The 11871-nt window shown below is 68.5% G+C and carries 9 protein-coding genes; all 9 read right to left on the bottom strand.

Annotation, left to right across the window (positions count from 1 at the left end; all coding sequences use genetic code 11):
- Positions 1-26: 26 nt before the first annotated feature.
- The 9 genes from ACFYO1_RS37290 to ACFYO1_RS37250 all read right to left on the bottom strand — a co-directional run bounded on the left by ACFYO1_RS37290 (position 27) and on the right by ACFYO1_RS37250 (position 11850).
- Positions 27-1796, bottom strand: a complete 1770-nt coding sequence (locus ACFYO1_RS37290; RefSeq protein ID WP_387242173.1) for an MFS transporter — start codon at positions 1794-1796, stop codon at positions 27-29.
- A gap of 108 nt (positions 1797-1904) precedes the next feature.
- Positions 1905-2978: an MAB_1171c family putative transporter gene (locus tag ACFYO1_RS37285; RefSeq protein WP_387242170.1), complete on the bottom strand. Its 1074-nt coding sequence runs from the start codon at positions 2976-2978 to the stop codon at positions 1905-1907.
- The gene (locus ACFYO1_RS37280) at positions 2975-4048 is read right to left on the bottom strand and encodes an MAB_1171c family putative transporter (protein WP_387242167.1); all 1074 of its coding nucleotides are present in this window, start codon (positions 4046-4048) and stop codon (positions 2975-2977) included. The genes ACFYO1_RS37285 and ACFYO1_RS37280 overlap by 4 nt, the downstream gene beginning before the upstream one ends.
- 54 nt (positions 4049-4102) lie before the next feature.
- The gene (locus ACFYO1_RS37275; RefSeq protein ID WP_387242164.1) at positions 4103-4867 is read right to left on the bottom strand and encodes an ABC transporter permease; all 765 of its coding nucleotides are present in this window, start codon (positions 4865-4867) and stop codon (positions 4103-4105) included.
- Positions 4864-5634: an ABC transporter permease gene (locus ACFYO1_RS37270; RefSeq protein WP_387242161.1), complete on the bottom strand. Its 771-nt coding sequence runs from the start codon at positions 5632-5634 to the stop codon at positions 4864-4866. Before ACFYO1_RS37270 ends, ACFYO1_RS37275 begins: the two co-directional genes overlap by 4 nt.
- A complete protein-coding gene (locus tag ACFYO1_RS37265; protein WP_387242158.1) occupies positions 5631-6614 on the bottom strand; it encodes an ATP-binding cassette domain-containing protein in 984 nt (327 codons plus the stop codon). Before ACFYO1_RS37265 ends, ACFYO1_RS37270 begins: the two co-directional genes overlap by 4 nt.
- 52 nt (positions 6615-6666) lie before the next feature.
- Positions 6667-9777: a nocobactin polyketide synthase NbtC gene (gene nbtC, locus ACFYO1_RS37260; RefSeq protein ID WP_387242155.1), complete on the bottom strand. Its 3111-nt coding sequence runs from the start codon at positions 9775-9777 to the stop codon at positions 6667-6669.
- Positions 9770-11089, bottom strand: coding sequence for a polyketide synthase (locus tag ACFYO1_RS37255; RefSeq protein WP_387242152.1), 1320 nt, complete (start codon positions 11087-11089; stop codon positions 9770-9772). Before ACFYO1_RS37255 ends, nbtC begins: the two co-directional genes overlap by 8 nt.
- Positions 11086-11850 (bottom strand): thioesterase II family protein, encoded by a 765-nt coding sequence (locus ACFYO1_RS37250; protein WP_387242148.1) that lies wholly within the window; start codon positions 11848-11850, stop codon positions 11086-11088. The genes ACFYO1_RS37255 and ACFYO1_RS37250 overlap by 4 nt, the downstream gene beginning before the upstream one ends.
- Positions 11851-11871: the final 21 nt, after the last annotated feature.

Raw genomic sequence — 11871 nt, 5'->3', positions numbered from 1 at the left:
GTGCGTCCGATCAGTGGAGCGGGGAATCAGGGGACAGGGACGAGTTCCGCTGCCTCGGCGAGTTCGGCTTGTTCGTCGTGGACGTATTTGTTGCCGGCGAAGAAGGACGCGGCGGCGGCCAGGAACATCATGATCGCGGCGGCGACGAAGACTACGACCAGGCCGGTGTGGAAGGGGCCGGTGAGGAGGTGGGGGAAGAATTCCTGGCCGGTGAGGGTGTCGGCGTTGACGCCCGGTTTGGCCAATTCGCCGGTGGGGCCGAGCAATTCCTGGATCGGGTTGTAGCCGAGGAACGCGGCGAACATGCTGGCCACCGGGGGTAGTCCGGCGACGTCGGCGGCGGCTCCGGCGGAGACGCCCTGGGCGCGCAGGCCCGCGTCGAGGGCCGAGGGCAGGCTGGCGGCGAGGCCGACGACCATGAGCGAGAAGAAGATTCCCATGGACAGCGCGTTGCCGCCGTTGAACAGGGTGCCGCGCATGCCGGAGGCCGCGCCGCGCTGGGCGGCGGGCACGCTGGACATGATGGCGGCGGTGTTGGGCGAGAAGAACAGTCCGCTGCCGATGCCGTTGAGCAGGATGATCGCGGCGAACACCCAGTAGTTGAAGTCGACCGGGACGACCAGCAGCAGCAAGAACGTCACGCCCGCGATCAACGCGCCGCCGGTGGTGAAGGGGCGCGAACCGTAGCGGTCCGACAGCCAGCCCGAGATCGGTCCGGCCGCAAGGAATCCCACGGTCAGTGGCAACAGATAGATGCCCGCCCACAGCGGCGTCGACTCGAAGCTGAAGCCGTGCAACGGAAGCCAGATGCCCTGCAACCAGATGATCAACATGAACTGCATGCCGCCGCGCCCGATGGAGACCATCAGGTTGCTGAAGTTGCCGAGTCCGAAGGCCCGGTTGCGGAACAGCGCGAGATGGAACATCGGGTCCTCGACTCTGTTCTCCACCACGCAGAACACACCGAGCAGCGCGATCCCGCCGATCACCGACCCGAGCACCCACGGACTGGACCAGCCGGTGGCGTGCCCGCCGTAGGGCTGAATGCCGTAGGTGATGCCGGTGAGCAGCGCCGTGAGCCCGAGCCCGAAGGTGATCGTGCCCGCCCAGTCGACCTTGCCCTTCGACCGGATGCCGACCTCGTGCAACGAGCGGTACGACCAGAACGCGCCGAGGATGCCGATCGGGACGCTCACCCAGAACACCGCGCGCCAATCCCATTCCGACAGCACGCCACCGATGAGCAGGCCGAGGAACGAGCCCGCGACCGCCGCCACCATGTTGATGCCGAGCGCGGTCCCGCGCTGCTTGGCCGGGAATGCGTCGGTGAGGATGGCGGTCGCGTTCGCGGTCAGCATGGCGCCGCCGACACCTTGGATCACGCGCCAGACGATGATCCACATGGCGCCCGCGCCACCGTGGAACGGATCGAAGGACAGTGCGAGCGCACAGAACGCGAACACCGCGAAACCCATGTTGTACACGCGAACTCGGCCGAACAGATCGCCGAGCCGGCCGAACATGACGACCAGCACCGCAGTCGCGAGCAGGTACCCCATCAACATCCACAGCAGGTAGCCGACGTTGCCCGCGTCGAGCGGATTGAGTCCGACACCGCGGAAGATCGCGGGCAGCGAGATCAGCACGATCGACGAGTTGATCGCGGTGAGCAGCACTCCGAGCGTGGTGTTGGTCAGCACGATCCACTTGTAGTGCGGATGGTCCCGGTCGTAGCGCTGCCTGCGGCGGATGGTCGAAACCTCGCCGAGGTCGAGATCGGTGGATGGAGACGTCACAGCACAGCCCCTCACAGATGGTTATCTCCGCAAACTATATAGTTAGCCGATGTAACGATCAAGACCGCTCGGTGTGATCTGTTCCGGGAACGGCCTGAGTCGAAGGGGTCAGCGGGATCGATCGGCCACCCACGCGCGGGACAACGCGAGCAGATTGCTGAGTTCGGTGGTCCGGTCACCCGCCGGAAACTGGACGGCCCGCCCCGGATTGGCCGGCGGCGTCCCGTGCCGTTTCAGGCGGGCGGCCGCCGCGATATCTCTGGCGTAGGCACGGAGGTCGGAGGTTCCGGCAGCGCTCGGATCGGGCACGTACTGCTTCAGATGCAAGAGGGCGTCCCGGATTTCGACCGTCATGCGATACAGGCGCGCGCTCGACCCCCGGCGATCCTCGCGGTCGGGCGGTAGCACCACCTCGGGCACGGCCGTCGTGAGGTCGTGCCACAGTGGGTGCAGCCGGCGGCACCATCTGCTTTCCCGATCGAGACCCGCCCGCACGAGCACCGCGCTGACCAGCGGCATCGATATCAGCGCGGCGAGCAGTGCGAGCATGGCGAACGAACCCACCGCCCAGGCGGCGCCCAGGTCCCGTGGCGATGCCCCGGACACCGTGTGCAGTGTTCGATAGGCCGACGCGCACACGGTGTAGCAGGCGACGGCGAGCAGGGCCCAGTAGGTCAGCGTTTCCCCGGTTGTCGCGGCGGCGGTCCGGAGTTCGCGAATACACGCCCGCCCGAGCGCTACCGCGATCGCGATGAGGAGGACGTCGACGGCCACCCACAGCAACCCGTCCCAATCCACCGCCCGCATCGCCGCCGGGAACAGGCCCGCCTCGCCGGCCACCGCGCAGAGCAGCACCAGGACGCCGGCCGACGCGGCCACCGAATCGTAGGCGCGCTGGCGCTGCCAAGTCGTCCGCTGGTCCGCGCCACCGAGCAGGGCGATGAACCCGCAGGTGTTGGACAACGTCAGGAAACCAATCGCCATGAAGACGCGCTGTCCCACATCGGGATAACCGATGCCCGCCACCGCCGCGTAACCGGCCACCGCCCCGATGTCCCAGGTCAGGGCGCGATTGATCACGCGATCGGAGAGCGTTTCGTTGACCAGCCACCAGCGGCCGCAGACGATCGCCAGCACGAAGGCGCTGACGATGGTGGTGAATACGGGCGGTGCGGAATTCATCGGGCGGACGGCCAGTCACGGGCCAGGCCGAGCAGCATCCCGAGCTCAGAGGAACGGTCGGGTAGACGGGGTGCGGGATCGATCGGGCGCTTCGCGGACGCGACCGCACCGCACGCCTTCGCGCGTGCCGCGCCGGCCATCAACAGCGCGTAGCCCTTGCGATCATCCTCGAACAGGGGACGGATCGCCGCGTCCTCGGCCAGGTCGGGCACGTACGGGCGCAGTTGCAGCAACGCGTCCCAGATCTCGACCGTCATGCGATAGCGCCGGTGCGCGGAATCCTGGTCCGCCGAATCGTCGGGTGGCAGGACTACTTCCGGCACCGCGGTGGTGAGCTCTCGCCACATCGGACCGAGGCGGCGGCAGTGCCTGCCCGCGCGATCCCACCCGGTGCGCGCGAGCAGCACGTCGACCAGCCGGACCGAGATCAACAACGTGAGCAGGAAGAAATTGACCAGAATGACGACGACCCACGCCGCGCCCGGTTCCGACGGCGGCGCCCCGGAAACCGTTCGCACGCTGCCGATCAACGACCCGACGGTCCAGTACCCGGCGAGCAGGAGCAGGGCGGAGTACAGGAACATCTCCCTGATCACCAGGTCGCCCTTGCGCAGTTCCCGAACGCAGACCCGAAGGATCAGCAGGCCGGCGATACCGCCGTAGACCTGGGAGACCGTCCACACCGCGGTGGACCAGCTGAACGGCAACAGGTGATCCAGGAGGGGTTCGGCCAGCAACACCGAACCCGCCGCGACGGCCGCGATCGCGTCGTAGACGCGCTGCCCGCGGCGAGCTTCATAACGGGCCGCCCCGTCGAACAGCAGTCTGGCGAACCCATAGGCCTGCGCACCCGCCATCAACCCGCAGCTCATGAACACCCGCTGCGCCAGATCCGGAGCCCCGGCGTTGGTGACCACGCCGTGCAGCAGGAACCCCGCCAGCTCCCAGCTGAACAGGCGGTTGATCAGCCGATCCATGCTCGTGCTGTTCGCGAAGAACCATCGCCCGACCGTGACGATCGCGGCGAACACACCGATCGACAGCACGAGCCAAACAGGTACAGAATTCATCGCCGGTGACACTAACCCGCGCTAGCTCGGCCGACCATGAGCCGGGTCCGGCGATCAGCTCTCGGCCGCGCCGCGATAACCCCGAACGGCCAATGCCCCGAAGACCGCGACCAACCCCGCCGACCAGGCGAGCGTCTGCGACAACGGAACCGCGACCGGTCCACCGACGGTGAACCCGCGCATCGCCTCCACCGCGCAGCTGATCGGCTGGCCACGCACGATCGGCTGGAGCCAGCCGGGGTAGTTGTCGATCGGCACGAAACCCGAGTTGAAGAACATCGCGAGCAGCACGACCGCGGCGAAGATCTGCACCACCTTGTCGCCGATCCGGCTGACCCCGACCACGATCACCATCGGCGTGAATCCCGCGATGACGATCACCGGAACCATCAGCACGCCGAGCACGCCGACCAGGCCCTGCTGGAAACGGAGCCCGAGCACGACGCCGACCACCACCACGACCACCGTCGCGGCCACCGCCCGCAGGCATTCGGCGAGCAGCCTGCCGATCAGCCCGGCCGAACGATGAATCGGCAGTACCCAGAAGCGGCGCAGCAGACCGCTTTCCCGCTCGCCGTACAGCGAAAGACCGGTGCCGGTCGCCCCGTACATCGCGCCGGCCACCGCGATCATCGGTACGAACCCGTAGATGGCGTCGGTACCTCCGCCGAGGTCGAGCGACTTGCTGAGCACGAGATCGAACATGAGCAGCAGCAGAATCGGCAGCACCAGGGTCGTGGTCACCACCTCCTGCTGCCTGCTCCAGCGGCGCAGCAGCCTGCCGGTTTCCACCAGGCTCTGATCGACCAGTGCGTTCATCGCCGCCGTCCTTCCACTCGCACCGACACGATCATGGCCCCGGCCAGCAGCCCGATCACCCAGACGACAGCCACCACGGTGGTCGAGGTGTGCCTGCCTTCGGACAGCTCACGCAATGCGGCCGCCACCTGCGAGACCGGTTGATTGCGCACGAAAGGCTGAATCCAGCCCGGGAATCCTTGCGCGGGAACGAAACCCGTCGACATCATGAGCAGCAGCAGCTGCGGCGCGAACAGCACCGTCGCGCCGAGTTCCGGATTGGCGGTCGCGGTGCCCAGCGCGTCGGCGGCGATCACCACGGCCGCACCGAAGCCGAGCACCAACGCCGAAAAGGCCACTGTCGTGCCGAATCCGTGGAAGCGGAAGCCGAACAGCGAGCCGATGGTCAGCGCCCCGGCCAGCGCGGCGAGCGCGCGTACCGCGTTCGCGGAGATCCGGGCGGCGGGCGGTATCCAGGCCGGCACCGGCATGGCCCGCAGCCGGGTGCCCATGCCGCCCGCCACCTCGCGCGCCGCCCGATCGCCGGCGAACATGGCGGTGAAGAACATGGCCTGGATCGCGATCAGCGGCAGCAGGTACTGCGCGTAATCGATCCCCGTCGCCTCCATCGAACGACGCAGCGGCACATAGATACAAACGAAGAAGGTCAGCGGCGCCGCGTACGCGAGCACCAGGTCGCCCTCGCGCACCGCCGCCCGAATACCGCGCCCGCTCAGCGCCGTCCACTGCATCCCGTGCGGCACCCGCAGGATGGTGCCGGCGCTCATTCGACGGCCTCGCCGACGGGTTTGGTCAGTTCGATGAAGACCTCGTCGAGCGAGGGCCTGCGCAACGCGATGTCGATGAGTTCGATGTCGGCGTCGGTGATCCGGCGCAGCGCCTCGCCCAGAGTGGCGGCGCCGTCCGGCGCGGGCAGCGACACCCGGTCGGCGGACTCGGCGACGGTGATCTCACCGAGCCCGGTGAGCGCGGTGACGACGGCGGACAGGTCGCCGGGGTCTGCCGGGACCACCTCGCAGTAGCTCGCGCCGGTGCGCGCCTTGAGCTGGTCGGCCGTGCCCTCCGCGATCACCGTGCCCCGGTCCACGACAATGATGTTGTCGCTCAGCACATCCGCCTCCTCGAGGTACTGCGTGGTGAGCAGGATGGTGACGCCCTGCTGCTTGAGCGAGCGAACCAGTCCCCACAGGCTCTGCCTGCTCACCGGGTCGAGGCCGGTGGTCGGCTCGTCGAGAAAGACCACCTGCGGTGTCCGGACCAGACCGCAGGCGATGTCGATGCGCCGCCGCATCCCGCCGGAGTACTGGCCGACCCGCCGATCGGCGGAGTCGGTCAACTCGAACCGGTCGAGCAGTTCGTCGGCGCGGGCCCGGGCTTCCTTGCGGCGCAGGCCCATCAGGCGACCGAACAGCACCAGGTTCTCCCGGCCGCTCAGCATCTCGTCCAACGCCGCGTACTGGCCGGTGAGCATGATGGAGGCCCGGACCTCGGCGGCTTGCCGGACCACGTCGTATCCGGCCACCACGGCCCGCCCCGCGTCCGGCTTCGTGAGCGTCGACAGCACGGACACAGTGGTGGTCTTACCCGCCCCGTTCGGGCCGAGCACGCCGAGCACACTCCCCTTCGGCACCTGGAAGCCGATGCCGCGCAACGCTTTCACCTCGCCGAAGGACTTCTCCACGCCCTCTACGACGATCGCGTGCTCGGCCGAAACCGCGGGCGCCCCCGTTACCCTGCTCGAATTCACCGTGCTGTCTCCGTCCCTGCTGCGAATAGTGCTCGGTCCCTGTGAATCCCGGCTAGCCCAGCAAAGTCACCACCTCGTCGAGGGACGCGCCGCCCAAGATGGCGGTGACCGGTAGTTCACGCTGCAGTTCGAGTTCGATGCGTTTACGTAAGTCCAACGCCTGCAACGAATCCAGGCCGAGTGCGACGAGCGGGACCGACCCGTCGATGGTCTCTGTGCGGTCCATGCCCATCACCGCGCGCAGGGCGAACTGCACTTGCTCGGCGGTGTTCGCCGCGACAGGCCGGCCCGCGGCCGGCTCCGGTTCCGCCGGGGCGGAGACGACGACCGGCGCGGGCGTTACCCCGGCCAACTCCTCGGGCAGGTCGCCGAGCTCCAAGGTGCTGAACAACGGGTCGAAACCGAAGGCGGAGAACAGGGTTGCCAGCCGGTCCCAGTCCGCGGTCGCGACGATGACGTTCTCCGCCTGCGCGGTGATGCCGGCGGCGATCGCGCTGCCGGGCTCCATCGGCCGCAGGCCGGTTCCGCTGATCTTTGCCAGCGCGTCGGCTCGAGCGGTGCCGACCGCGCGCCAAAGCCCCCACTGCACAGCGGAACTCGCGATGCCACGGCTGCGGTAGCGCGCCGCCGCCGCGTCGAGCATCCGGTTCACCGCGGCGTACACCATGTGCCCGCGTCCGCCGATGGTCGCCGAGAGCGACGAGCACAGCACGATCCGGCCGGTCGGCGTACGCGGGAAATGCCGGACCAAGTGTTCCAGCGCGACGACCTTCGGTGCCGCCGCGGCACGCACCGACTCCGGGGTGAGCTCGGCGGCCGCGTCGTAGTCGACCGCGGCATGCACGATCAGATCCGCCGGGGTACTGCGGTACTCATCGGCCAGGGCGCGCACCGCGGCCTCGTCGGTGACGTCGCAGCGCCGGACGATCACCTCGGCTCCACCGATCTGCTTGATCTGCTCGATCCGCGCGAGCGACTCGGCGGCACCGCCGGATCGGCTCAGCAAGGTGATCCGGCCGGCACCGTCCCGGGCGAAGCGCTCGCAGAAGTCCAGCCCGAGCTTGCCGGTGCCGCCGACGATCACCACCTCGCGCAGGTCGGCTGAGCCTAGCGGCCGGACGGTCGAGACATCCTCGGCGACCAGCCGTTTCGCGTACACGCCGCCATCCCGCAGCGCGAGCTCGGGTTCCCGGGCGGTGTGCAGCGCGATCATGAGCGCGTTGGCCGAGTCCGCGGCAGACCGGCCGGACTCGAGATCCACATGCCGGAACGAGACCCCGAGATGTTCGGCGGCGAGGCAACGGAATCCGGCCGGTGCGCCGGCGTGGAAGAGATTCGGCACGTCCACGTCGAGCACCTGCTCGCCGCCGACGGTGACCAGCCACACGTCGCGAACACCGTCGAGCCGGGGCAATCGGCCACGCTCGCCGAGGAAGCCGGCGAGTTCGGTCACCGCCGCGTCGGCCGTTAGGTCGCCCAGTTCCGGCAGGACGATGACAACGGTGTCGAAAATCGCTCCGGCACCGGATGATCCGGTGTCCGGGTCGACGATCGAGACACCGTGCCGCACGGCGGCGTCCTGGAGCGCGGCCACCAGTTCAGCACTGCGGCCACCGTGATCCAGCACCGCCATCGTGCGCGGCGGCACCAGCGACCGGCTGCCCATCCGCACCCACTGTTCGACAATGCGCTGCGCGGGCACGGTGTTCTGCTCGACGGCGGCAGCGCTCACCAAGGCGCTGCCGGTCGCCGCCGGAGCGCCGGCATGGTTGTAGGCCGCCCACAGATGCTTCGGGTTCATCTGGGTGTTCGGGAAGTCGAGCAGCGGAAGCCGGGGTGCGGCAGTCGAATCCGTGCGCAGCGCGGACCAGTCGTAGCCGAGATCGCTGACCGCGACGAGCCCGAGGTTGCGGGTGAACTCGCGCAGATCGGTGGCCGATCGGCGGGAGGTCCCGATCGTCTGGAAGTCGCGCTGCGGGGTGACGCCGCTCAGGTTCTCCTGGACCGCGAGAAACAGCGCGGGATGATCGGCGATCTCGAGGAAGGTGTCGACCCCTCGCTCGGCCGCGCGCGCGATCGCCAGGTCGAAACGCACTCGATTGCGCAGGTTCCAGTACCAGTAGTCCCCCACCGGCAGGTCGGGGGTGATCGCGGTGCCGAGGGTGGATCCGATGCATTCGACCTCGGTCGCCGCGAACTCCGAGTGATCGAGTTTGGCGGCCAGCGAGTTGTCCAGGAAGCTGTCCCGGAACTCGGTCACCACGGAGGTGTGCGCCGGATACCCGACGCGAATCTCCTTGGCGAACTTGCCCTGTTCGGTCAGCTCGGCCACCACGGCGGCGACCGTCGGGCTTTCCCCGCCGATGGCGAGCACGTGCGGGGAATTGATCACCGACAGCTCCGCCCAGCCCGAATGCCGGGCCAGGATGGCCTCGCACTCCTCGCGGTCCACGCCGACCACGGCCATCGAATACTTGTCTTCCCGGCCCGCCTGCTTGGCCAGGGTGTCGACGAGTCCACCGCGCATGGTCACCACGCGCACGGCGTCGGCCAGCGTGATCACCCCGGACACCACGCCCGCGGCCAGCTCGCCTTGACTGTGCCCGACGGTGACGTCCGGACCGACGCCGGCCGCCCGCCACATCGCGGCGAGCCCGATCATCTGCATGAACAGCGCGGGCTGCACGATGCGCAACAGGTTGTGTCCCGGATCGGATTCCGCGAGCAGGTAGGAGCGCGGCGAGAGATCGAACAGGTCCTGGAAGACCGCCTCCGCCTCGTCCACCGCAGTCTTGAACGCGAGTGAATGTGCGTAGAGCATCCGGCCCATTCCAGGGTATTGGCTGCCCTGACCGGGGAAGATGTAGCCGATCCTGCGCGGCTTGGCCGCGTTCCCTGTGGCGACGACCGACGCATGCGGCTCACCGTTCGCGACCGCACCCAGCGCCGCGATGAGCTCGCCCTGCTCGGTGACCATGGCCAGTGCGCGGTACCGGCGCGCGACCCGGGTCCGGAAGAGCATGCCGGCCACCCGATCGGGACCGACCTCGGGATGATCACCGAGGTAGGCCAGGACGGCCGCGGCCTCGCGGCGCAGCGAATCCGCCGTATCCGACGACAACAGCACCGGAATACTGCCGTCCGGAAGTCGGTGCTCAGACATGATTCTCCTCCTCCAGCACGGGCATCGCGATGATCGCGTGCGCGTTCGTGCCCGCAACGCCGAACGACGAGACAGCGGCGTATCGCACCCCGTCCCGGGGTGACCAGTCCTCCAGCTTTTCGGCTAGCCGCAGACCCGACTGCGCCCAATCCAGCTGTGTGGTCGGGCTTTCCGCGTGCCTGGTCGGGGCGATCTGGCCGTGCAGGCCGCTCAGCAGTACTTTGATCAGACCGAGCATGCCCGCAGCGGCTTGCGCGTGGCCGAGATTCGACTTGACCGAGCCGAGCCGCGGGCTGTCGTTCTGCTCCCCCGCGCCGCCGTATACCTCTGCCAGCGCGGCCAATTCGAGTGGATCGCCGACTGCCGTGCCGGTCCCGTGCCCCTCGATCATCCCGACCAGCGCCGGCGCGATGCCCGCGGCGCGGACCGTCTTGGTGATCAACTCGGCTTGCGCCTCGGCACTCGGCACCGCGATCGGCGCACCCGCGCCATTGTGGTTCACCCGGGTGGCCAGAATCCGTCCGTACACCCGGTGACCGAGTCGCAGCGCGCGTGATTCCCGTTCCAGTACAACGACTCCCGCGCCTTCACCCCACAGGGTGCCGAGCGCCTCGGCCGAGTACGGCTTGCACTGCCCATCTGTGGACAGCGCGTTGGCCTTGGCGAACTCGAAGAACCCGGCCAGCGAGCCCATCACGCAGACACCACCGGCCAGCGCCCAGTCGCAGTCACCGTTGCGGATCGCGGACGCCGCGAGGTGCACGGCGGACAACGACGACGCGCAGGCGGTATCCACCGTCATCGACGGGCCGGACAGCCCCAGGGCGTGCGAGATCCGCCCGGCGACCGCGCCCAGCGCCGCACCGGTCGCCCGATATCCGGTGTGCTCGTTGGCCTCGTCGCCGCGCGGACCGTACTCGGTGTAGGAAGCTCCCATGTAGCAACCGATTTCGTCGCCCGCCAGACTCGCCGGGTTGATCCCGGCGTTCTCCAGGGCCCGCCAGGCCACCCGAAGCGCCACCCGCTGTTGCGGATCCATCGCGACGGCTTCGCGCGGGCTGATCCCGAAGAACGCCGGATCGAATTCGCCTGCGCCGTCGAGGAAGCCACCCGCGTCGCGAACCTGGCTCCAGCCATCGGTGCCACCCTTGGCCATGAGCTGGTCGATCGGCCACCCGCGGTCGCGCGGAAACGGGCCGATCAGATCGCGTGAGCCGGCGAGCGCGGACCAGTACCCGGCAAGCGTGTCGATACCGCCGGGCGCCTCGACCGCCAGGCCCGCGATGACGATCGGGTCATCATGCCCGCTCATCGGGCGACCTCCGCCGAAACCAGCCCGGCGGAAAGGATTTCCGCCATGCCCTCGACATGGTCGTTGAGGTAGAAGTGACCGCCGTCGAACATCGACGCCGCCAGCGGCCGCTCCGTGTGCTGTTGCCAGGCGAACAGATCGCCGATGCCGACGAATTCGTCCTCGCTACCGCCCATCACATGGATGCGGGTGTCGACGGTGACGTCCTCGGCGCAGGTGTAAGCGTCGAACGCGCGGTAGTCACCCTTCAACGCGGGCAACGCCATCCGCATCAGTTCCCGGTTCGCCAGCAGATCGGCGCCGGTGCCTTGCAACCCGCCGACGTGATCGAGCAGTTCGTCGTCCTCCGTCGGGTGCGGCGGTTTATCCGCCACCTGCCATGGCGCGCAGGCCCCGGAGACACCGAGCAGGCGCACCGGCACGTCCGCGGCGTCGGCCAACCGGGCGAACTCGAAGGCCACCATCGTGCCCATGCTGTGGCCGAAGATGGTGATCGGCACGCCGCGGTTGAACGGCGACCCGGCGAACTCGTCGAACGCCTCGCCCGCGGTCTCCTGGATGGTGTCGCGCACCGGTTCCCGCGCCCGATCCTGCCGGCCCGGGTATTGCAGCAGGATCACGTCGAAGTTCACGCTGAGCGCCTTGGAGAACGGCCGATAGGCCGAGGCGCCGCCGCCCGCGTGCGGACAGATCACCAGCGGTGGATTGTCCGCAGACCGCGGTTTGTGGAACTTCCGGATCCAGCCCGGTGTACTAGCCATTACCTGATCTCCTGCCCGGCA

The sequence above is a fragment of the Nocardia sp. NPDC006044 genome, assembly GCF_042871115.1.
Taxonomy (GTDB): Bacteria; Actinomycetota; Actinomycetes; order Mycobacteriales; family Mycobacteriaceae; genus Nocardia.
Note: the sequence above shows the minus strand (reverse complement) of the source record. Positions and strands in the feature narration are given on the sequence as shown.

Bases quoted from the DNA above. Each gene is read 5' to 3' on its own strand.
- ACFYO1_RS37285 (WP_387242170.1), bottom strand. From the start codon at position 2,978: ATGAATTCCGCACCGCCCGTATTCACCACCATCGTCAGCGCCTTCGTG.
- ACFYO1_RS37280 (WP_387242167.1), bottom strand. From the start codon at position 4,048: ATGAATTCTGTACCTGTTTGGCTCGTGCTGTCGATCGGTGTGTTCGCC.
- ACFYO1_RS37275 (WP_387242164.1), bottom strand. From the start codon at position 4,867: ATGAACGCACTGGTCGATCAGAGCCTGGTGGAAACCGGCAGGCTGCTG.
- ACFYO1_RS37270 (WP_387242161.1), bottom strand. From the start codon at position 5,634: ATGAGCGCCGGCACCATCCTGCGGGTGCCGCACGGGATGCAGTGGACG.
- nbtC (WP_387242155.1), bottom strand. From the start codon at position 9,777: ATGTCTGAGCACCGACTTCCGGACGGCAGTATTCCGGTGCTGTTGTCG.
- ACFYO1_RS37255 (WP_387242152.1), bottom strand. From the start codon at position 11,089: ATGAGCGGGCATGATGACCCGATCGTCATCGCGGGCCTGGCGGTCGAG.
- ACFYO1_RS37250 (WP_387242148.1), bottom strand. From the start codon at position 11,850: ATGGCTAGTACACCGGGCTGGATCCGGAAGTTCCACAAACCGCGGTCT.